Raw genomic sequence first — 24271 nt, 5'->3', positions numbered from 1 at the left:
TAACTGAGAGATAACATGAATAGTAATACAGTTTCTCCATCGCCTATGTTTCTGCGCCGGAACTCACTTCTTTTTGCCGTACTCGCCATTCTGCCTTTGGGCGGTTGCGCCAGCTGGCAAAAGCCGGCTCTTTCCGTGCAGGAGACATCTTCCCCCGAGTTGCTCAGCGCCGATCAAATCGATCCGGCTATGCGCGAACGCATTTTGCGCGAAGTTGGTCAGGATGTTCAAGAGCGGGCTTTGCGGGATGAGGTGAAGCAGCACCCGGACAATGTTGATGCGGCGATACGACTTACAAATGCCTTGGTGGGCCAGAAGCGCCCGCACGAAGCGGTTGAGGTGCTCGACAGCGTCTTGGTTGCAGCCCCAGGAAACGTACGTGCATTGAATGCGAAGGGCGTGATTTTGGACATTGAGGGGCGGCATGACGCGGCACAGGCCCTGTATCGGCGAGCTCTCGAAAACGAGCCAGGCAATCAGATGGTGCAGCATAACTTCAATCTGTCGCTTGCCTTTAACGGCAAGTCCAAACAACCAAGGTTAGCACGATCGCAATAGGTGGGCACAGTGCATGCGCAGCCTGTTCCCCGGCTCGAACACGCGCTCGGCTCCCATCATAGATGGCCCCCTGAAGAGAGCCATATCTATGCAAAACAGTTGCTCCAGATCTGGCCGGCAGAGATCGGCAGGAGAGCCGGATGACATCACGCGGCCACCCGCAAGGCCACCCGCCTCGCTTCGTTGCCAGAGCGCCCTCTCCCTCGCCGGTCACCGTCTCGCAATGCGGCGACCTGGCTTAAGGCGGTCGACCGAGCGCCCGATGCAGTAGCCATGAATACGTAACGCAGCGATGGACCCGCCGGATCGTGTCGCGCTTGTGCTGGCCGTCCCTGCCATTACAGCACGGTGATTGTAGCTGGATCCTATTCTAGAGGCATCGATGGTGTGGATGCCTTCGATCCAAACAATCGATTTGTTGAATTCGTCCGCCTGAGGAAATTAGCTGCGGCGATCCGACTTCCGACGCCTGCAGGCGCAAAACCAACAGCGTGAGCGCTGCGGGTCCGGAGGCAGGCTGCAAAGTGCAATCACCAGCGCTGATAAGCGGCAAGTGAAGAATGTATCGCTCGGGCGACTCCTGTGTTGTGCACGGTTGCCCCGCGAGGTGAACTGTAGCAGCTTGGCAGCTCAGCGTTCACGAAAGGAGAAAAGATTTGGGGCCAAGCAAAGACCGGCTTTTTTGATTGTCTTGCTGTATCGCTATGGTGGGGCGGGCGCGACCGCTCCCATAATTCAATACGCTGCCTTTAGCGATGGACGATGACGGGATGCGTCGCCGAGACTTCAATGGTGGAGGAGCAGCGCACCCGTCGATCCATTTGCTTTCAGCGGCAACCGCCACTATGAAGCGACACTTCGCCCAACTGTGTTTCAAGCTGCCCGGAGAAGTTTATGACAGAAGAACCCCACAAGACCGACATCCTCATCGAGCTCACTGCCGATGTTGTATCAGCCTACGTCTCCAACAACCCCGTCCCGGCGGGGGAGCTTCCTGCCCTGATCGCCCAAGTGCACGGGGCTCTAAACGGCACGGCTGGACTCATACCGGCAGAAGAGCCTGTGCCTGTAAAAAAACCTGCTGTCCCGATCAAAAAGTCGATCGAACCGGACTACATCATTAGCCTTGAAGACGGCAAGAAATTCAAATCGCTAAAGCGCCATCTGGCGACGCACTATGGTCTGACCCCAGACGAATATCGCGCCAAATGGGGTCTGCCGTCGGATTATCCCATGGTGGCGCCGAATTACGCCGCTGCGCGCTCCGCCTTGGCCAAGACCATGGGACTCGGCCGCAAACCGAAAGAGCCGGAAGCCCCAGCCACGGCGCCGGCGAAACGGACCCGCAAGAAGGTCGCAGCCTAAATCCGTATCAACAGTCGTTCGGACGCGCAGCAGCCGTTGGCCCAATCTGCGCGGAATCAAAGGGCGGGGATGAGCCCCGCCTTTCCCGTCCAAGAGCCTCATTTCCAGAGTAATTCATGATGGCTCCAGCAATCCCTGCCGCGGCATTAACTTGCATGCTCCGGCCCGGGTTTCGAGCCGTCAATGCGTTCCGGCGATGACGAACCTTGCCAAGGCTTTCCCGGACCGTTAGCCAGCCTTGCTGAGGCTGCCTGCAGAGGACTTTCCCGTGCGGCGATCCTGTTCCACCTCGTAGTTGATCTTCTGGCCCTCATTAAGGGTCGACAGGCCCGCTCGTTCAACAGCGGAAATGTGGACAAAGACATCCTGACCGCCGTTGTCAGGCTGAATAAAACCAAAACCCTTCGTGCTGTTGAACCACTTCACCGTTCCAGTCGCCATATCCATTCCTTTGTAATAAGTCGCAACTTAGGCAGGCCATTCACGCCAGCCTGATTTGTACACGAGACTTTAGGCGCATCAAAATCGGAAAATTGCAAGGCCCACTCGATCGCCTGATCTCCAGCAGCAACTGCAACATATGCGAGGCGCGTGCCAGACGAGGCGTATGCCAGACGTTTCGTCGTGCGCTGTCGCTCGAACGTTGACAGAAACAATGACACACCTTGCAAACTCGGCACATCTTGTGGACGTGCTCGGGTCGCTTCTCGACTGCGATACCCGCTCCTGACCGGGTATCGTCGGCCAAAATGAGGGTTTTTGTCATGTGCCGCCAGACCGAAAGATCAGGCGCGCAGCGACCTGCACATTCAAACCGGAACCCGCGAACCTCGATTAGCTTCTGCCTGCTCCGAAGGGCGGTAGCCTGCTCTGAGGCGGGCCACTGTCGGGTTGAAAACCAACTGTCGGGTTCGGAACCCCAGATTGTCGGCAAGGTACGCGCCGCCCACTGGTTGGCCAAAGGGCACTGGCTCCTGATCCTGCCGCCATGCTCGCCCGATCTCAACCCGATCAAGACAGGTCTGCTCAAAACTCAAGGCGCGGCTGCGGAAGAAGGCGGCCAAAACTTTCGACGCTCTCTGCGGAACTCTCGGCGATATCTGCCAGCTGCTGGAGCCAAATCAAAAACCATTAATTGCGACAGGTGATTTTATGACATTCATTGCGAAGAGGCCAGAATGAACAGCGGAAGAGAGTAGCAGCTCTCTGGTCGCGGCGAGGTGGATCGTCGACACGATCGGCACCTGGCCCGTGCGGGGATCGCACCGCAGCCAGCACCAGAGCCAGACCTTGACCGCTTGCCTTGCTCAGGCGCCACAACAACGAGTGGCTGGAAGCAGATCCACGTGAACTCAGCGATATCGATCAGACGATGCTTACCCTCATGAAAGCCGATCCCGACGCTGTCCAGCGCCGCGAAATCCTGACCAGCATATGGCGCATCGGATGCCACCGCCTGCACACTCACCATCGACATGCCGGAACTCGGAACCAAAGGCCGCAAGCCTCGCCGGCCTCGGCAAAATGGAGCGGCCGCGCCTGGGCGGCCGGGCCAATGTTCGCCAGGCCCTCTACATGCCCGGCCCTTCGCCCTGCGCTTCAACCCCGACCTCAAGGCAAAATACCAGGCGCTAAAGGCGGCAGGCAAACCCGCAAAGGTCATCATCTTGTTGCGAAAGCTCCTCATCCTAGCAAACGCTCTCCTCAAGGCGCAGCGAAAATGGCCCCTAAAACCCTTGACCGAAACGGATACCTAGCCTTTCAGGTGAGGCGGGCCGAGATAGACCAACCGCGGGTTTAACTTCGCGAGTTTAAGCTGATTATGCCGATGCAACTCTAGCGCCTGCGCGACCGTTTTAGCTTCCATCAACAAGGCGGCAGGGTGGGAGGAAGTACCCTCCCCTGCCGCGAACAAGCTTTGGACAAAGCCCCACCTTGTCCGTAATGTGATCGGGAGGCCGGGGCGCGGCGGTGCTCAGCGGATGTGACGCGCGAGATCTGCGACCCTACCCATCAGCACTTCCATCGGTCCTCGCTGGAAGACGCGCAGCCAAAGCACCGCAAAAGTGCTGATAACCACAACGAAGCCAAAGAGCGTGGACAGGCTCTCGTCTTTGAAAATGTTTATCTTCATAAGATAGGCTATTCCCGCAATGTGCAGCACATAGGCCGTCAAAGACATCGAGCCGACTGCGATTATTGGCCAGACCAGCTTTCGCAGACGCGGGAGCGCATCCACAGCGAGCATGCAAGCCGCCAAGATGATCATTGCGCAACCGGTGCTGCCCACGATCGAAAGCGTCGTTTCGCTATGAGGTGCGGCTATCCATGACGACTTGACTATAAATGACGACTTGGAAGGCTCAAAAGCGCCGTCAACGTCAGACCACCACAAGGAGGTTTCAGTCAAAGCGCGGGAACTCAGCGCGAGCAAGGATCCCCCATGGCCCAACACGGCCAGCGCGACCCCCGCCAGACCAAGGCGCCAATGCGCTGCTAGCGTATTAAGATTAAGGCGCGCGATGGCCATGCCAGCGATGAGGAAAGGAACCCAGGTCACCGCGGGATAGTAGCCGTTGACCATGAGGTTGAAGACCGGGTCGAGGAGGTTGGGGGCAACCGACAGAAGGGAGGAACGGACTTGCGGGAGAACTAATGCCGTAGCGGCAGCGATCAAGCCCAGCTGATATGCGCTGAGCCGATGGAGCGGCAATACCAACAAGAAGCAAATTCCGTAGTATTCTAGGATGACTTCGACCTGGGTACCGAGGCAGCCCAGGATTGAGCCAAGCGCGAGCAAAACAAGGGCACGAATTGCGACTCTGGCGATGGCCTGTCTACCGGCTATCCCCGACTTCGGCGCCTTGCGACCTGTAATCAGGAGGATTGAAAAACCGGCCAATACGGCAAACAGGGCCGACGGCCGCCCATGGGTTAGTTCCATCAGAAACCCGACTAGTCCTCCTTCGCCGGGGTCGGGACCGAGATGGGCGGCATACATCCCGAAGACAGCCAGGCCCCGAGCGAGGTCGATGCCGACCAGCCGATCTACTACCGACCCATTCCTAGCGTCGGCAACCGGTGCCTTCATTACCATGGTAGATTCCCTTGCTGGGTGTGTGGATCGCGGGAGCCGCGATAGGAGAGCCGGTCGGCTGCTGCCGTCGCCTCGTGAAAGGGTTCAAAACATCGCGCCATCTGGCGCATCGAGCCGGCGACAGAGCTGTTCAGCCATTAGCCTGGGGTAAGAACAACAGATCGGCTCACAAAGCCTGTGTCACGGACCTGAAAAGTGGTGTCGCGGAACCGTCGTTTTTTGCATGATGGCTAAGCCGAGAGATCCACTGCACCGACGAGAGACTCAGCGACGTTAGATATCCGATCAGTACGCCGCGGCTCCGCCGGTGACGATCACCCCGGGTGTCAAGGCCAGGGCGTAAACCTGCCATAATCTGTGGTAGTGCGCCCGCGACCAATCCGTTCGACAAAGCTCGGCGCATGGTCGAGCCAATCATATTCTTCCATGTGGCTGTTGCCTGAAAAACCGAAGACGCCGTTCGCTGGTCCAGCTGTTCCAGACCTCGGCCTGCGTCGGTCATTAGAACCGGCGCGCCTGTTTCCCAAATCAATTTGCTGATGCAGCCGCCGGGGGTCACATTGAGCAAAAGTGCCGAGGTCAGGACGGGTTTCATAGGGGCTCTTCGTTTGGCTTTGTTAACGACCCCTTTCTTGCAAGTTGTAGCTGACAGCAGCCTGAAAGCTCCCCAAATAATTCGCTGCCGCCGGTTCAGCCTATTGTCAGCTTCGACCAATAAGATGGGAGCCTTGCCCTCATACCGGAGCTCGGCAGCATGATGCGAATACTGCTCACTGAAGACGATAAGGACCTTGGAAGTGCTATGCACGATCATTTGGTGGCTGGTGGCCACGCGGTCGACTGGGCCAAGAACCTGTCCGAAGCGCGCGATTATGCAGCTGTGGTCGGCTACGACCTTATTTTGCTCGACGTTCACCTGCCGGACGGCAATGGGATCGACTATCTGCGGGAGCTGATCAAGGAACTTGAATCGGCACCGGTCATCATTCTGACAGCCTGCGATCGGATTTCGCATCGCATCGAGGGCTTCAACGCTGGAGCCGACGACTATTTGGTCAAGCCGTTCGATCTGGGGGAACTCTCAGCGCGTATCCATGCAGTGGCACGTCGCCATGGGCATTTTCCGGAGCCGCAATTTTCGGTTGGGACGCTTTCCATACAGGCAGCCGAGCGACGCCTCTTCCGCGACGGGCAGGAGGTCTACCTGACTTGACGCGGATGGGCGGTGCTCGACTACCGTCTGCCCCAGCCCTGCACGGTCGTTTCAAAAGGGAAGATCGTGGACGCGCTTTTCGGCAGACGGCGCTGATTCATACTCTAAAAGAAAATTCGGCTTCCAGTTGCCTTGGCCATGACTGCCCTTCCCGAAAGATGGGTGACAGTTCATTCCGGATAGATGGGTTACACTTTCGGCCCTTTGCAAGGAGAGCAAGGTGCCTTGGAAGGAGTGTAACGTCATGGAAGAGCGGCTGAAGTTCGTCGCCCGGCTGCTGGACGGCGAGAAGATGGCGGTGCTTTGCCGGGAGTTCGATATCTCGCGCAAGACCGGCTACAAGATCCTCACGCGCTACAACGACAGCGGCCTGGAGGGGCTGACGGACCGATCGCGGCGGCCCTATCGCCACGCCAATCAGCTTCCGTTTCAAATCGAGAAGCTGATTGTGCGCCTCAAGCAAGACAAGCCGACATGGGGTGCGCCGAAGATACGCGAGCGGCTGGCCCGGCTGTATCCGGATGTGCACCGGCCCGCGATCTCGACCGTGCATGCCGTGCTCGACCGCCGGCATGGTCGAGCGCCGCAAGCGCAGGCGCAACAGGGCGACGGGGACACCACTTTCAAACGGCTGTCGCCCTAACGATCTTTGGTGTGCCGACTACAAGGGCGAGTTCGGCAGAGAACACGGCCGGGACAGGGGATCACAAACACTTGACCGTTCCAGACCCTGGCAGTGGCGCATCGATTGACCGTTGGCTCTGTTCGTGGGCACCGAAAATAGGGCCTTCTTGGTCCTCGGCAGAGAATATGGCCCGGACGGGGGATAACAAACACTTGACCGTTCCAGACTCTGGCAGTGGCGCATCGATTGACCGTCGACTCTGTTCGCGAGCGCCGAAAATACGGACGACCCCTATGGTCAAAGTGCACTTCTGACCTGCTAGGCACTGTTCGATAACTGGAGGCACCCGCTACGGTGCCCTCGTATTTAAGACACCTGTCAGTTTCAAGCCTGGACATTGACGCGTGGCGCGGCTGCCATTCGTTGACCGCCACGTCGAATTGCCCGCCAACCAGTGTACAGCCGCCGGTGGTCACATTGAGCAAAAGTGCCGAGATCAGGAGGGGTTTCATAAGGCCTCTTCGTTTGGCTTTGTTAACGACCCCTTTCTTGCAATTGTAGCTGACAGCAGCCTGAAAGCCCCCAGATATTCGCTGGCGCCGGTTCAGCCTACTGTCAGCTTCGATCAATAAGGCAGGAGCCTTGCCCTCATACCGGAGCTCGGCAGCCTGATGCGAATACTGCTCATTGAAGACGACGACGACCTTAGAAGTGCTGTGCACGATCATTTGGTGGCTGGTGGCCACGCGGTCGACTGGGCCGAGGGCCTGTCCGGAGCGCGCGGTCATGCAGCTGTGGCCGGCTACGACGTTATTTTGCTCGACGTTCACCTGCCGGACGGCAATGGCATCGACTATCTGCGGGAGCTGATCAAGGGGCTTGATACAACGCCGGTCATCATTCTGACAGCCCGCGATCGGATTTCGCACCGCATCGAGGGGCTCAACGCTGGCGCCGACGACTATTTGGTCAAGCCGTTCGATCTGGGGGAACTCTCGGCACGCATCCGTGCAGTGGCACGTCGCCAAGGGCATTTTCCGGAGCCGCAATTTTCGGTTGGGACGCTTTCCATACAGGCAGCCGAGCGACGCCTCTTCCGCGACGGGCAGGAGGTCCACCTGTCTGGACGCGAATGGGCGGTGCTCGACTGCCTTCTACGCCAGCCCGGTTCGGTCGTTTCAAAGGGGAGGATCGAGCACGCGCTTTATTCATTCAATTCGGAGTTCGAGAGCAACACAGTGGAGGTTTATGTCAGCCGGCTCCGCAAGAAGATCGGCGGGGATAGAATAGCAACCGTGCGTGGCTCCGGATACAGGCTCGTGGTCACATGACGAACTCGAACAGCATGACGAGAAAGCTGCTATCGTGGTTAGGCGGGGCAACGCTCCTGGTTTGGATCGCCGCCCCAACCATGGCTGCGTTCATTTTTTGCAATAATGTAAACGAAAGTTCGGATGACTTGCTCCAGGGGAGCGCAAAGTACAGACAACCAGAGCTGATCAAGGTCTTGAATGGAAAACACGTTGATCAATACAATAACAACTTTCCCACTTACGAAAAGTACTTTACCTATCGTGAGCAGGTTATTAATAAGTACGGGATAGTGCTTATTTCTGAACCGGAAGAGGGTCAGCAGCCCTTCCCTGATGCTCCCCTGAGTAACGGCTTTTGGGGAAACGCTGATTACCGCGTCTACACAGAGGAGATCCAAGACGGCGTGTATCATCAGTTGGCCGAACCGCTTCATGGCCGCCGTACCACAATCGCGAAGGGCGCACTTTTTGTCTTCCTTCCGACACTCGTGCTCCTGCCCTTTAGCTTAGCTGTTTGGTGGATCGTGATCCGGCGCTCGCTGCGGCCAATCGAGGTACTGCGACAGCAGATCGGATCGCGCGACGGCGGCAATCTGTCACCAATGGACTTGGGCGATTTCCCGGCAGAGTTGGCTCCAATCGCGGCATCCGTCAATCGGCTTCTCGATCGTCTGCGGGCGGCTCTCGAGGCCGAACGCGAGTTCGCCGCAAACAGTGCGCATGAACTGCGCACGCCGATCGCAGGTTCAATCGCTCAGATGCAGAGATTAGTGGCCGAGCTTCCCAATGGGTCGGCCAAAATGCGTGCGCGCGGCATCGAGCAAGCGCTGTCGAGCCTTGGCCGCCTTGTCGAAAAAGTGCTTCAGCTCGCTCAAGCCGAATCGGGGGTTGGCATGGCGGATCACGCGATCGATCTTGTCCGATCGGTTCGGCTGGAAATCGACGACCTGAGGAAAAAGCCGCAATATGCCGGACGCCTGCATCTTAACGTCGACGGCTGCCCCACTTTGATGCGCAAAGTGGATGTCGATGCGTTTGGGATCCTCCTTCGTAACCTGATCGAGAATGCGCTGATACATGGACTGCCCACTGTTCCGACAACAGTTTCCGTCCAAACTGATGGAACCATCGCTATTGCAAACGCCGGACCGGTGGTGCCCCTCCCCGACCTCGAAGGGCTTACAAAGCGATTTAGTCGTGGTGCTACTCCTGCTGCGGGCTCAGGCCTTGGTCTACATATCGCTAACATGGTTATCCAGCGGATCGGTGGCAGTCTAGAGCTTGCGTCGCCCGCCCGCGGTCGCAATGATGGTTTCGAGGCGATCATACGAATTCCTCAATGACACCGGTGAATTCGACGACATTTGGACACAGGGCGGATTGCTGGCAAGGCTGCTGACATGGCGAACTGTACGGCAGTATGTATACGGCGTAGAAATCGTACTTCACACAACGCATTTCGGCCGCGGCAATCAATGCCGCTATCATCGTCTGAGCAGTTCGATCGAAGCGACACGACATGATCGGCAAAATCGAAGGCTCCGCCTCACCGCTCGCTCGATTTCGCCCGGGGAGAAAAGAGGCCATCCGAGAAAGTGCAAGCCGCCGCGCAAAGGCGACGTGTCCAATTGTCTGGGTGCCCCTGTGCGCCGGCCCGATCGGGTTGGCGCAGGTCCAGTAAGGACCCGGACCAACCATTCCATTTAGACGACCGGCAGGTTTTAATCGGCGTCCGGATCGCCGGCCCAAAATGCCCCAAGTATACGGCTAGAAAGGCTGCCAACGATCGAGCTTTGGTCGGAGGCGTGCTTGTCAGCGTCTTGGGTGCTTGACCGGCCTTTGCAATGGCCATCGCCATCGCAAGTATCGTGCGTGGCCAGTGAGACCGCAATTTCATCAGCCTGGAGCCGACCGTATCGGTGCTTTTTTCTGATTTAGGGATTTTTCGTTTTCCTCTTGGATCATCACGGGTTTGGAGAGGATCTGGTGTTAAGTGCCATTCGGAGCGCCGGCGAACCGCCCGAAATTAATGTGGTCGAGTCATGAAGCCTCCCGAATGCGTTAAACGAGACCCTTTATGGCGGCCCTGGCTGACAACAGTCTGAAAGCTGCAAGCGGCATGCGAAAATGGGGCGATCCTGAATGACGACAGATGCTATCAACATGAAAGAGGCTCGCCCTGAAAGCTGAGCACGCTTTATGCTCAGGCTGCTGACAAGGCCAAAGCAGCGTAAGTGCGTAGTGAAATCCAAGGTCCACATGGGTCGTCGCGCGTCCCGTGCGCCTGGGAAGGCGCCGGCCCGGCCAAGCTTTCCCAGCTCGTCCGCATGATGCTTCGCTGAGCGTCAATGGACGTTGGCGCGAGACCAAGGCGTCGTGCGTTGCAATCCGGACGGTCCAGGGTATCAGGAGTTTCACGGCCTCGGCCCGCTTGGCTGGCCACAGTTGAAGCTCCAACGTACCGGCTGGCACCGGGAAATTGGGCTCTGCGCTGCCTCAACGCTGATGGCACGGTCAATGCTTGCCTACCGATGGGGCCGCCCATGCCGTGATGCTGTCGGTCGACGTTCGCAAACCAGACCCTCGCGAGACCCAGCGAAGGGGCTCGCCGGTACGACGAGGGACCTTACCTCTTTATGCGCGGCATCATTATCGAGGATGACATGTTGCCTTACACGTCGTCCCTCGCGCTCGGGTCTTTGTGGGGCGGATGAAGTCCTGATCGCGGTGGCACTGCTGCATGTTTGCGTAAGACCCATCCAGTCACGATCGCGCTGTCCTTCGATGTCGCGGTGCTGATAGGCGGGCAGATCGGTGTGCGCGGCGCCCGCCAAAGGATCGTCGTCACGCCGGAGGAGGCGAGCGTCATAGCCGGCGCGCCGGCGAAAGGCGCTTTCTGTCGGATGCCCGACAATGTCGGATATCGCAAGTATCAAGGTTGGATCAAACCTTGCGAATCGGGGCTTTCTTACTTGGCACGGGGCATGCTCAGGTATCCGCAAACACCCAATGGATAACGAGCAGACTTCCCATGGCCTCACCATGCCGAAAGTTTCCCGGACGCATCCAAAGATGAGGCTCGCGTCAGGCCCAGCAACACGCTGACGGCTCATGTGGCTCGGCGTCGCGTGCCGATCCACTTTCTCCCAATAGGCGTTCGGGAGACATAGATCCTTCAAAATGAGGAACAGATCACTTTGCCAGGAACGCAGCCCATAACCCCACTCTCCCTACCAGAACTACCAAGCAAGCCCCGCACTCATGGGCTTCGCAGGACGTCCGTTGCGTCCGAGTTGGTCGGCGCGGGGCCGGCTCCGATCCCCGTCGCATGGGAGGACGGCAAGGCGAGGGATTTCGTGCTCGACAACGGCATGGAGGTGGTCGTCATTCCCAACCACCGGGCGCCGATCGTCACCCACATGGTGTGGTACAAGATCGGCAGCGCCGACGAGCCGCCGGGCAAATCCGGCATCGCCCATTTCTTCGAGCATCTGATGTTCAAGGCGACGACCAACCATGCGGGCGGCGAATTCGACCGCGCAGTGTTCGAGATCGGCGGCTCCAACAACGCCTTCACCTCCTCCGACTACACCGCCTTCTATCAGACAGTGGCGCCGTCGGCGCTCGAGCTGATGATGAGCTTCGAGGCCGACCGAATGCGAAACCTCATCCTCACCGACGATGTCGTCAAGACCGAGCGCGACGTGGTCATCGAGGAGCGCCGCTCAAGCACCGACACCAACCCGCAGGACGTGCTCCATGAGGAGATCGACGCGACGCTGTGGCAGAACCAGCCCTATCGCATCCCGATCATCGGCTGGATGCAGGAGATCGAGCAGCTGAACCGCGTCGACGCCACCGCCTTCTATGAAAAATACTACTGGCCCAACAACTCCGTGCTGATCGTGGCCGGCGATGTCGAGCCGGAAACGGTGAAGGTGCTGGCCGAGAAGACCTATGGCAAGGTGGCGCGCGGGCCCGACCTGCCGCCGCGCATCCGGCCGGTTGAGCCCGAGCAGAACACCAGGCGCACCGTCACGCTCTCCGACGCCCGCGTCAGCGTGCCCAGTTTTTCGACGCAGTGGGTGGTGCCGTCTTACCATACCGCCAAGCCGGGCGAGGCCGAAGCGCTCGACCTGCTGTCCGAAATCCTCGGCGGCGGTAACCGCAGCCGGCTTTACCAGGCGCTCGCTGTCCAGCAAGGTATCGCTTCCAGCGCCTGCGCCTATTTCCAGGGCACCATGCTCGACGACACCAGGTTCGCCATCTATGGCGCGCCGCGCGGCGATGCCAAGCTGGCCGATCTCGAAGCGGCGGCCGCTGCCGAAGTCGCTCGCATTGCCAAGGATGGTGTCAGCAGCGAGGAACTGGGCAAGGCCAAGGAGCGCTTTGTGCGCGATATGATCTTTGCCGAAGACGACCAGGACGACCTCGCCTGCATCTACGGCTCGACGCTGGCCACCGGCGGCACCGTGAAAGATGTCGAGGAACGGCCGTCTCGCATCCGCAGGGTTACCGCCGCGCAAATCAAAGCAGTTGCCGCCCGCTATCTCGCGTTCGACCGTTCGACCACGGGCTATCTCTTGCCCAAGACGGAGAATCAAGAGATGACGCTCGGCGCTCAGCCCCATGCTGCGATGAACATCCAGGAGGTGAAGTCCGAAAAGGGCATCATCGCCTGGCTGGTGGAGGACCACACAGTGGAAATCGTCAACATCGGCTTTGCCTTCAACGGCGGCACCACGCAGGACCCGGTCGGGAAGGAGGGGATGGCCAAACTGATGGCCGGCCTGTTCATCGAAGGCGCTGGCCATTACGACAGCGATGCCTTCCAGGTGAAGCTCGACGATGCCGGCGCCGAAATGAGTTTGGACGCGCAAAGCGACGACATCTACGGATCGGTGTGCATGCTTTCCAAAAAGCAGGACGCCGCGTTCGGCCTGCTTCGGCTCGCGCTGAACGCGCCGCGCTTCGACCAGGGGCCGATCGATCGCGTCCGCGCCGAGATTGTCTCCGGCATCGTCGGCAGCGAGCGAGACCCTGGCGCAATCGCTCAGCGCAAATGGCTGCGCGCGATCTACGGCGCGCATCCTTGTTCAAGGCCGGGAGAAGGCACAAAAGAGAGCCTCGCCGGCATCACGCCGTCCGACCTCCTCGCCTTCCACCAGGCCATTTTCGCTCGCGACGGGCTCCATATTGCCGTGGTGGGTGACATTGACGCGAACACGTTGAGGGAAAGGCTTGACCAGCTGTTTGGTGATTTGCCTGAGCAACAAACCCTCGTCCCCGTCTACGATGTCGCGCCGAAACTCGGTCAACTGGTGGAGGAGAACTACGACCTGCCGCAGACTTCGCTAACGTTGGCCTGGCCTGGCGTGAAGCGTAGCGCGCCGAATTTCTACGCCGCCGTGCTGATGAACGACATCCTTGGCGGCTCATACTTGACTTCCCGCCTTTACGAGGAGGTACGCCAAAAACGCGGCCTTGCCTATCACGTCAGCTCTGAACTGACCCTTGACAAGCTTCTGGTTACGACAGAGACACGCTCGGATTGCGCCGCCCAAACGCTGAGCATCGTGCGAGAGGTGGTAAAGCAGATGGCGCAGCAAGGACCGACCGGGGCCGAGCTCAAGGCGGCGAAGAAGCACCTGATCGGCACCTATGCCATTGACCGTCTGGGCTCGACCAGCTCGATTGCAGACCGGCTCCTGGATTTGCAGATTCAAAATGCCGACGTCGACTACAACCAGCGTCGCGCCCGCAGCATCGGTCGGGTGACGCTCAAACAGGTCAAGGCGGCGGCCAAGAAGCTGCTTTCGGCCGAGCCCGCCATTTTGGTGGTCGGCCCGCCGCTGGGCGGCAAGGATGAGTAAAGAAACTCATCTCGCCTTCCTTCTTCCTTGGGGCTTCTCGTGGGAAGAGCGAATATGGAGGCCGGTGGGCCAAGCAGATCATGCAGACCCGCGGAGTCGTTTCGCGGGCCTTGCGCGGCATTGGCGGTCCAGGGGCCTCTCGCCGAAAAGGCGCTCCTCAGCATGCATGCCGCCTTTTGCAGAATACACTCGCACGCCACCAGCAGGCAGCGGGTGGATGAAGCAAACATCCGGCTGCTCAATCCATCAACTGATGAACCGCGGGCACTCAAACTAACGGAACTGTTGTCGTATGTTTGGTCTACCAACTGCTTTGCCGAGGCCCTAGGACGAACCCGCTGGTGCAGAATACACACCGACGGCCTGTCGACCTGGATGTTCGCTGCGTTGAGGAGGAATCCGGTATTGCCCCTGTGCCTGCCGATGATCCGCCGTCTGAAATCCCCGCACCTGTTTGGAGCCATCGACCGCCTGCCGGCACTCGGCAGACCGGTTGGCAATAAGACGTTCGAGGTCGTCAATCCGTCGACCGGCGAAGTTTTGGCAGAGCTTCCCGATATGGGCGTGGAGGAGACACGTGCTGCGGTAGACAAGGCCTATGTTGCGCAGTCGGGATGGGCCGCGTTGACTGCCCGAGAGCGTAGCGACGTTCTTTGGCGATGGCATCAGCTGATCATCGACCATGCAGGCGATCTCGCCGCGATTCTGACCGCGGAAATGGGCAAGCCGCTTGCCGAAGCCGTGTCAGAGGTATCGCATGCGGCGGCGTATCTGCAATGGTATGCCGAGGAGGCCAATCGCGTCTATGGCGAGACGATCTCGGCACCCTCGACAGACCGCCGAATGCTAGTGATCAAGCAGCCCATCGGCGTTGTTGGCACGATCACGCCATGGAATTTCCCGGCCTCCATGGTGGCGCGCAAGATCTCGCCGGCCTTGGCTGCGGGCTGCACGATCGTGCTCAAGCCCGCTGAACAGACGCCGCTCGTGGCTGGCGCAATGTTCGCCCTTGCCCATCAGGCCGGCTTTCCCGATGGCGTGGTCAACCTGATCTATGCGTCCGAAGGTGATCGCGTCGGCCGTGAACTCTGCACCAATTCCAAGATCCGCAAGATCAGCTTCACCGGTTCGACCGAGGTCGGGCGGCTGCTGATGCGTCAGTGCTCTGACCAGATCAAGAAGGTTAGCCTTGAGCTCGGCGGCAACGCACCTTTCATCATCTTCGATGATGCCGACATTGACGGTGCTGTTGACGGTGCGGTCCAGGCGAAGTTCCGCAATGCCGGCCAGACCTGCGTTTCCGCGAACCGCATTTACGTCCAATCGAGCGTTCACGATGAGTTCGTCAAGAAATTCGTGGAAAGAATCCGGCACTTGTCGGTTGGCGACGGATTCGATGCCGGAGTGGACATCGGACCGCTCATCGACAAGCATGCTCTGGCCAAGATCGAGTCTCACATCGCAGATGCCATTGCGAAAGGCGGCACAATACGATGCGGGGGCCAGCGTATCGGCAAGAATGGCACGTTTTTCGAACCCACGGTCCTCACCGAGATTTCCAGCGTCATGGCAGTCGCGCAAGAGGAGACATTCGGGCCGCTCGCGCCGATCATTCGCTTCAACGATGCGGATCAGGTCGTGCGCGAGGCCAATGACACGATCTACGGCCTCGCCGCATACTTCTATGCCTCAAACCTGAAGCGGGTCTGGCGTGTGGCAGAGGCTCTGGAATATGGCATGGTTGGCATCAACACGGGACGCATGTCCTCGGAGGCGGCACCGTTTGGCGGGATCAAACAATCCGGCATCGGGCGGGAGGGTTCCCGTCATGGCCTCGAGGACTATCTGGAAATGAAATATCTTTGCATGGGCGGGATTTGAAACCTGCTGCACTGTCTCTCCGCCCCACCGGGGGGCGGCCTGCGGTCAATGCCGCCACCTAATTGGAAGTTCCAAACGCCGTTGACCTGAAACACGGATGCCCGGCAGGAGACTGAGCTCGCTGCCGGGCCGGACATGCCTTGGGAGGGCATAAATCAGCGCTCCTAGGGCCGATGGGCCACTCAGTTCGTGCGCCTTTTGCCGATTGCGTTGCATGTGCCGTGCCAAGCCAAAAAGCATTGATAAACCGCCGATGGATCAGCTTTTGCCCTGTTGCGCATTCTACATTGTGGGATATGCGACAATGCCCAAGCGGTTGAATCGTCGTGTTGCAGAACCCCAGACGGGTCATGACTGCTATTCTTAGGACAGTGCGCAGCAAGCCGCTACTCGCTGCACTCCAGGCACACCATTTCCATAATCAAGCGGTGGGTGCTATGTCTGACCGAGCTGTCGACCAGGGAACGGTGTGAGGCCTCAAATCCCTCCATATTGTTGCACCCGCCGGTCCAACAGGACTGCAGGTCCGGACTCAAAGGATCTTGGCTGCTATGGCGACATTGCGGTGCACGCCGCTTTCCGACCAATGATGTGCGTCCAGGTCGAGGCCGGCCCTAATGAACCACCGCCTTGGCACCCTCGCCCATCTCATTTTCGGCATCGACAAGCTAGACCAGAGCGCACTTGCAAGGCGCCATGCAGTCCTGTCGGCGGGCGAACTGTTGGTGACGGGTACAGCTGCGAGCGAACGTTCATCCACCGACGCACAGCGCGGACTGTCGCTTTTCAAATTAGGAAATCTCTGTAGCCACCATTCATGAGCGCGCGGCCACGCGAGACGGCCCGACGGATGCGGTCGCGCAGATGATCGCGAGGATCCGCCCAGTCGGCATGGACGCGCCGTTGACCGATGAGAACTTCGGCGAGCTCGCGATGAGGTGCTCCGGCGAGCGAACCGTCGAGCGCACGAAGAACGAAGGACAAACGAACGCCGCGCTTTTCCGGCGCAAACAAGCGGGGGGGCAACTGTTGCCCTAGACTGAGAGCATTGAGGCACTCCAGTCCCCTCAGTCGATGCTTTAAAAGCACCGCGGGCCAGATGGCTTGCGTATGCAGGCAAACAGGGTGGAGGATATTCGCGCCCGAGACGGCGAGCTGCAGCGCGTGGTCCGCATTGCGAAGAAGAACATGCTGGCTCTTGTCGGGCGCCAGCAGGACGATTGCACGACAGGGCAATGCCGAGAGTTCGAACGGCGGTGTCGGCGACGAGGCAGGCAACCGTTCCGCAATGACCGGCAGCACATGGACGCACCAGAGCGGACACCAGAATACGACCGAAGCGCGGCCACAAGACTCCGCGAAACAGAACACCCCAGCGTGACAGGTCGCCGGCCGACGCGACCATATCGAGAAAGGATTGGAGAGACCAAGTCTTGCAATGCTGGCGCGCAGCGGTCAGATCGCGCTGGAACGCTGGATTGCGGCGTAAGAACTCCCAAGCCCACTCCCGCAGCGTCAGGCCAGCGGTGTAGTCGTATGATCTTTCATCCCGCCAATCGGCCTGATCCGCGCCAGTCAGGAGATTCATGACTGACATCCCCTGCCCGCGCCTGCGTGCGTCGAAACATTATGCCACTTCGCAAAGCATCGGCGTAGGCAGCAGACGTCGAAGACCCCGTTTCGTTGAAGCGTCAGCCATCGCCACTGTCGGCGACAGAAGATGTGCCCAAATTGCCACCAGACCGTCGAACTGGCACAGCGACGGCCAGCGCGACCTGGAATTGATCCCGTAACAGTCATCGGCTCCTGCGTCGCGATCCAGACGTCCCTTGAAGGCGCAGTAGCGCGGCAGTGGATCGCACGCTGCTTGTCGGCAAGTTGTCGTAGCGGCGGCGCCATAGGCACGGTCATCGGAGGGTCTCCTGCGGCAAGCTTTCGCCATTGGAGGCCAATCTCCCCGCTAGGGCAGCCTGTGCAGTTGCACAGGTGAAGCGGATCAATCAGGGGGAGCCATGGCGGAAACTGGATGATGGCGGCTTGAGGAGAGCGGCGTATCGAGGCGGGTGATGAAGCCTGCCAGTACCTCTCAAGGAGAGTGATACGCCATGAACGAGACTATCAACACATTGTTCGCCTTCGTCAGCCCGACGAAATCGATGATACCCTGACGGATGTACTTCGCAGCGGCGCGCGCAAATTGCTTGCGCATGCGATCGAGATGGAGGCCGAGGCGTATGCCAAGGCGGTCGACTGCCTGACGAAAGATCATATTGCGTCGCTGGCGCTCTACGATTTCCCCGCCCAACACTGGGATCATCTGCGAACGTCCAATCCCATCGAAAGCGTCTTTGCAACCGTTCGCTATCGCACGGTGCGTACCAAGGGCTCGCTATCCTCGAAAACCGCCCAGCTGATGGTCTTCAAGCTGTTGGCCGCGGCCAGGAAGTGGCGACGATTGAAAGGACAAAATCAGTTGCCGAAACTCATCGCAGGTGCCAGGTTCCTGGACGGAATCCAGGTCATCGAAACGAAGCCGCAGAGCGCCGCTTGATCAGCCTCGTCACCCAAATTCCAGCATAGCTCCATCGGAACTGCCAGCCTTCCTTGCCGATCAGGCGCATATCAGCGCTGACGATACCGAGGACGGCGATGGCGGTCACCTCCAGGCCGCCGAGTAACGACCCTCAAAACACCGCACTGGTCGAGGCCAGCCTGAACCGGTATCTTGTGCCTGCCCTCGGGAGTCGCTCTATCCACCATGTGATCGACACCGACATTGCTAACGTCACCAAGAAGATCGTCGCCGGGGGTCACCCGCAAGCGGCTAACACGGCCTTCTGGTGTATGCGGGCATTTTTCAACTGGTGTCGCAAACCGCCGCAACGGCTCATCCGCGGTTTCCCCGCGAGGGATTGGAAAATCCGGATCCGGCCCCGATCGTCAAGCGCAAGCGAGTGGTGAACGATGCCGAACTGGCGGCTATATGAACGGGCTGTGAGCCCGAACCGGGCGATATCGGCTATTCGTTCGGCTCCATCGTCAAGCTGCTCATTCTGACCGGACAGAGGCGTACGGAAGTTGCCGCGATGCGTTGGTCCTCAACCTTGAAGCCGGAACATGGAACTATCGGGTGACCGCACGAAGAACGAAGAGCCTACGCTTATTCCGCTGCCCACACTGGCGGTGTCGGTCCCCCAGACGGTACCGAAGACCAATGACACGTTTTTTTCCCTGCGAGGGGCAACGAAAGAAGCCACTTCTCAGGCTACGCGAAGGGCAAGAAGGCTCTAGACGGCAAGGTCAATACTGACGGGGTGGCTTTGGAGAACTGGACCCTTCACGATCTGCGCAGGACGCTCGCGACAAATCTCGGCAGGCGGCAGGTATTGCCACACGTCATCGAGCACATACTGAATCACAAGGCGGCGTCCTTGACAGACATTGGCGAAATCTACAATCTCTATAGCAAAGTCAAGGAGAAGCGCGAGGTGTTGCAGATGTGGTCAAATCACATCGAATGGCTGATCAAGCAGGCTGCGGATGACGCTCTGGCGGCGTAGCTGCTGGCATGGGCGGAAGATGCGGCGCAACAATCGTCAGAGCCTCATCGAATTGGAGATCATGCTTGACCAGCAAATGCGCGGCCAATGCTTCGATGGCCGACCAGTGATCGAGTACTAGCCGGGCCGTGCAATCTTCGATCCGCCCCCAATCGGGGCGGCGCGGCATCAGGAACCGCAACTCACCATAGATTCGCTTGGCATCCGCGTAGTCGCAGCTCCCCTCATTCCCATCGGACGCATTCATCGCCATATCGCGCGGGTCCAGATAGCCTTCGAATGCGGAGTCTGCAAAAGGACCTGCCAGACACGCAACTATCTCCCGGATCGCATCATCGCGTTCCAAACATCGATCCATATCGTCCTCGAAAATCGGCTTTCGCTTCGAGGTGAATCCTTGCGCTGAATAAAAACCCGCGCCTTCGACAACACCACCGCACTCTCCGTCACCGGCGTCGGGGTAAATACTAACACTTGAGAAAGCAGGGAGTTCACGGTCGTCGTCGAACGTCTGACGGTGCAAAACGATGGCGGCCACCGCGTGCCCGGCTTCGTGATGCGCCACAAGCGGCAGATATTGGGAGGCTACATTCATGCGGTGCGGCTCTCAGGTCTAGTTTGCTTTTGCGCATAGGACCGCAATTGTCGTGCCAACTGGGAAAATCGTTTCGGGCAATGCGATCGCTCCGATAGCGTTGCGTCTCCTGTCTGACATTGTTGGGAAGTCGACACGCGCCCGTCGCAATGCGGTCGACCTTCCGCGCGAGTTGGGTGACCCGTGAAGGCGGCCGACCAGGACGATGTTGCGCTGATCGGCGACGAAGGCGCGGCCGGGCGAGATCGCGCATCAGGGGGTGACCGGCGTGTCGGCGAAGTCGAAGTCGTCGATGTCCTTGGCCAGCGGCAACTTGGCGACAGCGAACTGGTATTTGATGGAGCGGGCCTGCTTCTCCGATATCTCGGCCTGCAAGAGATCACCGACAATCCTGGGCGGCTCGTGCCGTCGCTTGATGGCGACGCGCCCATGATCTCGTCATAGGCTCTGCGCATTCCGTAGAGCTTCAGCGCTCCCATCAGTTCCAGTACCTCGGTGCGTTCCATGGCTGTTTGTCCTCCTGAGACTGTCATAGCGGGTGCAGTCGGCGACACTCGTGAGCTAGCTTCAGCGCTTGGGGAATGGAAAGGATCGTGCCCGGCGCCGGATCGCGGCTGCGGGCCAGGATGTTGAGGATCACCGGCGCCGACGATGCACCGTGCTCGATGGCTTCCTGACAGGCGGCCTCGACCGCGCTCAATCCGTCGGTCAGCACCCAGGTGAGGATCAACACCATCTGCCGGTCGACGTCATCAACCGCCTTGAGCTGCGCCGCACCTTCTCCATTGCCGACCGCACGACCCAGCTAAGGAACGGCGCGCGCCGTGTGCCAGGGATCGTAGACGACCTCGTTGCGGCCAAAGGAGCGAACGTGTTCTCCCACGACCACGCCATCCTCTGGCGGATGCGATCCGATCGACATAAGCATGGATCTCGACGGGCCGACCGACGGCACTCGACAGCACCGAGTATTTGTTGTTGTCGAAGCGCACCGTGCAGGTCTTCGACACCGACGGGGGAATGCAGTGGAAGCCGTCGAAGCGACCGGCAGCCGCTCCCGCTGCGGCTTGGCCGCATTCGCCGACAGCAGCCGGTCCCGCGTCTCACGCCGAGCTCCCATGCGGGGATAGGGCTGGTGCTTGCGCTCGTAGCGGAACTCCGTCTGCTCAGAACGCAGGACCTTGCGCACCACCTTGCGCGAGATCTTCAGCTCACGGCAGATCGCCTTGATCGACTTCCCCTGGACCAGCGACAGCCGACGTATCTTTGCAATCGTCTCTAAAACCAACATCCAAAACACAAATGCCTCCGATCAAGCCGGAGGCATCTTGATGACCCCATCGTTAAAGGGTCCCGTTTGGACGAAAATCACCCTTTAAACAGGGTCCCCATTCCACGAAAAATCAATGCACTACCTTCCAAAGCTGCGAGAGATCGCCACCGACCGCTTTGAAGGGGCTTTCGGCGGTCTCGTCAGCGAGGTTGTGGCATGAAGAAACATCAATCCACAGCATTGGGCCGAAGCATGCCACGGGCTCATGCCGCGGGAGAGCGGGAAGATATTCTTGAAAGAAGCGGTCTCCGACATCAATACCGACAGGATGGGCAGCTTTCTCACATCACTTGAGGTCGAGCGTGGCAGTTGCGACCCGCAATGCAAGGCTGGCGGCGATGGATGCCTTTGCGCGGTTCCTGATTTCGGAGCACCCCGAATATTAGGATACGCTGCAACTGGTGGTGACACTTCCCTTCAAGAGAGCGCGTGGGTGGCACCTGTCGAATATCTCGATGAGCCCGGAAATCAAGAGCGTCCTGGCGCGTATCGACCGCCGCACGCCTTCTGGACAGCGGGATTACGCTCTGTTTTCGCTGATGTTCAATACGGATGCACGAGTTCAGGGATCCTGACTCTTCGATTGTGACCTTCGTCTGGTATCGCCCTGTCCCGCCGAGCAAAGCAACGACCGCCCCACACTGCTCACCCGGTTCGGTGTTCGATACTTGCTGCGCACACATGGCTGCGGGCGAAGGAACCACCCTGGCGGAAAAAAGCATCCATCATCGCCCTTTGCGGGACACGACGGCCATCCACCTCGTCAAGGCGGGTGTTGACATCGCCACCATCAGTCGATGGCCAGGCCACTCGGGCTGAACTAACGATGCGCTACGCCCAGGCCGGTATCGATATGAAGCGGCAAGCGCTCGAACAAGTCTTCCCCGACGTGATGTCATCGGCAAAAGATCAGACGATCATCGCTTTGATGGCTGGATGTTTGGCTGGCTGCACCGCTTGTAGACGCTCAGTTATGTGGAGTTGTATCGCGGGAAGTCGCGCGTCTTGGGCTTTTGCGATGTCAGCTCCACATCTCTCCGCAGTGCACGTTGTCACTGTTGAAGAGCCGTTTGTTCAATCTTCGTCCTGGCACGGCAAGGGTTGTCCATATTGTGGGCGTCTTACGCTTGCCGAGCTTGTCCGAAATCCAGCGCCGGATCAGGCGTGAACACTGTTGCGTAGTTCGTCAGCCAGAGCGCGGAGAACGTCGGCGCTTCCTTCCAGCGCCGTAAAAGCGTAGGGATTGAGGAACTGTCGGCCCCAGAACAGATTGCGATCTGTGCCGGATAGCGTAGCTTCCTCGCTAACACGCGGCCAATTCTCCGCAATGCATCGGAGCTGGCCTTCAACAATCGCAAGAGCTTCCGGCGCGCTGAGCAGGAAGTGATGCGCGGCTTCAAGGCAGGACGCTATCCGGCTCATGCGGTTATTGCCGCTGATGAGCATGGCCTGGCTGGCCTCCTGGCCACTGCGGGCCTGCGGACAAATATCGTACGCAGGCGTGAGGGTGAGCTTAGCCCCATCCCAGAATGCCGCATGGTTGCGGGCATGATCGTCGGTGTTGCCGCAAAGTATGTTGAAGACAATGCGGCTGAATAACTCGCGCAGAGTTTCCGACGGCGCGGTGAATCGGTGGCGAATGATCTCCGCCAAATCCTGGTAGCTGGCGTAACGCGCCATCATCTCATCGAGCGCGAGCATCGTCAGCGCTGAGACCATGGATTTGCGTTGCCAGCCGCCCGTGACCTTGATCCGGTCGAATCGCTCGACGAGCAACACGTCGTTGCCTGCGGCGCGAACGAGCGAGACGGATGCCGCTCTGATGCCGCACAAGGCGGCAAGCCGCATGGCTATGAATTCTCCTTTGACGACGCTGTAAAGGTCGGCAGACGAGGAAAATTTCGCGACATGCTTGACGGCGTCATCCTCGATCAGCGCCTTTGGCCTTGCGCCGCCGATCGAGCTGCCGTGATGCAGCGCCTGATCTAATTCGGGGGTGAGCGGAATACCTTTCTCTACCCGCTCCGCCGATTGGACAAGCTCTTCGAGAGTGGCATTGGCCAGTGCGCGCGGCTCGTAATTCGTGGGCGAAAACTGAAAATCGAGCGCGCCGATGCGGTCCGAGCCTGATTCCAGCAGGAACGTCAGTTCTGAAATATCGAGCCGCGCGATTTCATCGCCCTTCACACCGAATTTGCGGTTTAGGATAACCCGTCGTCCCCAGGCATCGGGGGCAGCATCGCGGATGCATCCCGGCATGGTTAGGCCAGGAAGCAAAGGCAATTCGCCTGCCTTCAGGGGCAGTTCCGGGAGATAAAGCGGGATCGCGCTGCCCAGTTCACGAAAGCTCCTGCCATAGTTGAAGCTGACGAGTCCGTCATGGGCATATAGCCGCCCGGCGACAACCGGCGCGGTCTCGCCCGGCAGCCAGACCCAGACATAGGCTTCGTCGTACTTGGGGACCTTAGAACTCATCGACGATCTGCTTGCCGGCCTTGTAGACGTGCTTCGGCAGCAGCGCGATGCGATCGTCAATGCGGCCTGTGAGGGCTGTGATGCCATTGCCGTCGGCATCGAACAGCTTCACACCGACAATGGCAGCAGCTTCGAACATCAGTCCGATTTCGACTTTGGGATCGCCCTTCTCGATGCGCTGCAGGGTGCTGCGTGAAACACCGATTCTCTCGGCTAACTCCTGTGCGGTTAATCGGTGCTGCATCCGGCCCAGCCGGATGGTCTTACCGAAAAGGCCAAGCGCTTCCATCGCGTAGCGCGAATAGGTGCGTTTATGCGCTGCCGTCATTCGGGTCTCCGTGACCTATGCATGATCCATATCACCATCTTTCGACCTTTATATA

15 protein-coding genes and 5 pseudogenes are annotated in these 24271 nt (G+C 59.1%); 12 read left to right on the top strand and 8 right to left on the bottom strand.

Going from position 1 to position 24271, the window contains the following annotated elements; genetic code table 11:
* Positions 1–15: 15 nt before the first annotated feature.
* Complete coding sequence (locus EN824_RS19210) at positions 16–558, top strand: tetratricopeptide repeat protein (protein ID WP_081714429.1); 543 nt, start codon at positions 16–18, stop codon at positions 556–558.
* Between the two features lie 894 nt (positions 559–1452).
* Positions 1453–1923 (top strand): MucR family transcriptional regulator, encoded by a 471-nt coding sequence (locus tag EN824_RS19205; protein ID WP_024505385.1) that lies wholly within the window; start codon positions 1453–1455, stop codon positions 1921–1923.
* 228 nt (positions 1924–2151) lie between these two features.
* Here the strand turns inward: EN824_RS19205 and EN824_RS19200 are convergent, their stop codons facing one another.
* Positions 2152–2364 carry a cold-shock protein gene (locus EN824_RS19200; RefSeq protein WP_008874821.1) on the bottom strand — a complete coding sequence of 71 codons (213 nt, stop codon included), beginning with the start codon at positions 2362–2364 and terminating at the stop codon, positions 2152–2154.
* 524 nt (positions 2365–2888) lie between these two features.
* Between EN824_RS19200 and EN824_RS36060 the strand changes: the two are divergent.
* Positions 2889–3105, top strand: a pseudogene (locus EN824_RS36060) (transposase); the annotation flags it as partial.
* 793 nt (positions 3106–3898) lie between these two features.
* Here the strand turns inward: EN824_RS36060 and EN824_RS19195 are convergent.
* Complete coding sequence (locus EN824_RS19195) at positions 3899–5020, bottom strand: DUF418 domain-containing protein (protein ID WP_024505387.1); 1122 nt, start codon at positions 5018–5020, stop codon at positions 3899–3901.
* Positions 5021–5774: 754 nt separating this feature from the next.
* Between EN824_RS19195 and EN824_RS19190 the strand changes: the two genes are divergently transcribed.
* The 7 genes and pseudogenes from EN824_RS19190 (at position 5775) to EN824_RS19160 (ending at position 15925) form a co-directional block, all read left to right on the top strand.
* Positions 5775–6233 carry a response regulator transcription factor gene (locus tag EN824_RS19190; protein WP_224570033.1) on the top strand — a complete coding sequence of 153 codons (459 nt, stop codon included), beginning with the start codon at positions 5775–5777 and terminating at the stop codon, positions 6231–6233.
* Between the two features lie 244 nt (positions 6234–6477).
* Positions 6478–6910, top strand: a pseudogene (locus tag EN824_RS19185) (helix-turn-helix domain-containing protein); the annotation flags it as partial.
* 619 nt (positions 6911–7529) lie between these two features.
* The gene (locus tag EN824_RS19180) at positions 7530–8189 is read left to right on the top strand and encodes a response regulator transcription factor (RefSeq protein WP_126097376.1); all 660 of its coding nucleotides are present in this window, start codon (positions 7530–7532) and stop codon (positions 8187–8189) included.
* A complete protein-coding gene (locus EN824_RS19175; RefSeq protein ID WP_024505390.1) occupies positions 8186–9514 on the top strand; it encodes a HAMP domain-containing sensor histidine kinase in 1329 nt (442 codons plus the stop codon). Before EN824_RS19180 ends, EN824_RS19175 begins: the two co-directional genes overlap by 4 nt.
* 1950 nt (positions 9515–11464) lie before the next feature.
* Positions 11465–12769, top strand: a pseudogene (locus EN824_RS19170) (pitrilysin family protein); the annotation flags it as partial.
* A 9-nt stretch (positions 12770–12778) separates the two neighbouring features.
* Entirely contained in the window at positions 12779–14044 is a 1266-nt protein-coding gene (locus tag EN824_RS19165; protein ID WP_335930842.1) for a pitrilysin family protein, read from the top strand.
* Between the two features lie 405 nt (positions 14045–14449).
* A complete protein-coding gene (locus EN824_RS19160) occupies positions 14450–15925 on the top strand; it encodes an NAD-dependent succinate-semialdehyde dehydrogenase (protein ID WP_135863523.1) in 1476 nt (491 codons plus the stop codon).
* Between the two features lie 786 nt (positions 15926–16711).
* On the opposite strand, the gene EN824_RS19155 is transcribed toward EN824_RS19160, so the two are convergent.
* Positions 16712–17227: a DUF2285 domain-containing protein gene (locus tag EN824_RS19155; protein ID WP_224570032.1), complete on the bottom strand. Its 516-nt coding sequence runs from the start codon at positions 17225–17227 to the stop codon at positions 16712–16714.
* A 793-nt stretch (positions 17228–18020) separates the two neighbouring features.
* Here EN824_RS19155 and EN824_RS19150 point away from each other — a divergent pair.
* On the top strand, positions 18021–18476 hold the full coding sequence (locus EN824_RS19150) for a transposase (protein ID WP_256748481.1): 456 nt from the start codon (positions 18021–18023) through the stop codon (positions 18474–18476).
* 763 nt (positions 18477–19239) lie between these two features.
* The gene (locus tag EN824_RS19145) at positions 19240–19485 is read left to right on the top strand and encodes a tyrosine-type recombinase/integrase (protein WP_126080680.1); all 246 of its coding nucleotides are present in this window, start codon (positions 19240–19242) and stop codon (positions 19483–19485) included.
* Here EN824_RS19145 and EN824_RS19140 read toward each other — a convergent pair.
* The 5 genes and pseudogenes from EN824_RS19140 to EN824_RS19120 all read right to left on the bottom strand — a co-directional run bounded on the left by EN824_RS19140 (position 19451) and on the right by EN824_RS19120 (position 24216).
* Positions 19451–20080 carry a hypothetical protein gene (locus EN824_RS19140; RefSeq protein WP_126080679.1) on the bottom strand — a complete coding sequence of 210 codons (630 nt, stop codon included), beginning with the start codon at positions 20078–20080 and terminating at the stop codon, positions 19451–19453. The genes EN824_RS19145 and EN824_RS19140 overlap by 35 nt on opposite strands.
* A gap of 192 nt (positions 20081–20272) precedes the next feature.
* Positions 20273–20586: pseudogene (locus tag EN824_RS36055) on the bottom strand (ATP-binding protein); the annotation flags it as partial.
* 10 nt (positions 20587–20596) lie between these two features.
* Positions 20597–21129 (bottom strand): annotated as a pseudogene (locus EN824_RS36050) (IS21 family transposase); the annotation flags it as partial.
* A gap of 1442 nt (positions 21130–22571) precedes the next feature.
* Positions 22572–23888 (bottom strand): HipA domain-containing protein, encoded by a 1317-nt coding sequence (locus EN824_RS19125; RefSeq protein WP_126063913.1) that lies wholly within the window; start codon positions 23886–23888, stop codon positions 22572–22574.
* Positions 23878–24216, bottom strand: coding sequence for a helix-turn-helix transcriptional regulator (locus EN824_RS19120; protein ID WP_167498459.1), 339 nt, complete (start codon positions 24214–24216; stop codon positions 23878–23880). Before EN824_RS19120 ends, EN824_RS19125 begins: the two co-directional genes overlap by 11 nt.
* Between the last annotated feature and the right edge of the window lie 55 nt (positions 24217–24271).

It is taken from the genome of Mesorhizobium sp. M8A.F.Ca.ET.181.01.1.1 (assembly GCF_004792025.1).
In the GTDB taxonomy this organism is placed as follows: domain Bacteria; phylum Pseudomonadota; class Alphaproteobacteria; order Rhizobiales; family Rhizobiaceae; genus Mesorhizobium.
The sequence above is the reverse complement of the archived record's forward strand: the minus strand, read 5'-3'. Positions and strand labels throughout refer to the sequence as shown.

What these genes read in the sequence shown, in the direction of transcription:
- EN824_RS19175 (WP_024505390.1), top strand. Translation starts at nt 8,186, where the DNA reads ATGACGAACTCGAACAGCATGACGAGAAAGCTGCTATCGTGGTTAGGC.
- EN824_RS19180 (WP_126097376.1), top strand. Translation starts at nt 7,530, where the DNA reads ATGCGAATACTGCTCATTGAAGACGACGACGACCTTAGAAGTGCTGTG.
- EN824_RS19190 (WP_224570033.1), top strand. Translation starts at nt 5,775, where the DNA reads ATGATGCGAATACTGCTCACTGAAGACGATAAGGACCTTGGAAGTGCT.
- EN824_RS19210 (WP_081714429.1), top strand. Translation starts at nt 16, where the DNA reads ATGAATAGTAATACAGTTTCTCCATCGCCTATGTTTCTGCGCCGGAAC.
- EN824_RS19205 (WP_024505385.1), top strand. Translation starts at nt 1,453, where the DNA reads ATGACAGAAGAACCCCACAAGACCGACATCCTCATCGAGCTCACTGCC.
- EN824_RS19165 (WP_335930842.1), top strand. Translation starts at nt 12,779, where the DNA reads ATGACGCTCGGCGCTCAGCCCCATGCTGCGATGAACATCCAGGAGGTG.
- EN824_RS19120 (WP_167498459.1), bottom strand. Translation starts at nt 24,216, where the DNA reads ATGACGGCAGCGCATAAACGCACCTATTCGCGCTACGCGATGGAAGCG.
- EN824_RS19125 (WP_126063913.1), bottom strand. Translation starts at nt 23,888, where the DNA reads ATGAGTTCTAAGGTCCCCAAGTACGACGAAGCCTATGTCTGGGTCTGG.
- EN824_RS19195 (WP_024505387.1), bottom strand. Translation starts at nt 5,020, where the DNA reads ATGGTAATGAAGGCACCGGTTGCCGACGCTAGGAATGGGTCGGTAGTA.
- EN824_RS19200 (WP_008874821.1), bottom strand. Translation starts at nt 2,364, where the DNA reads ATGGCGACTGGAACGGTGAAGTGGTTCAACAGCACGAAGGGTTTTGGT.
- EN824_RS19140 (WP_126080679.1), bottom strand. Translation starts at nt 20,080, where the DNA reads ATGAATGTAGCCTCCCAATATCTGCCGCTTGTGGCGCATCACGAAGCC.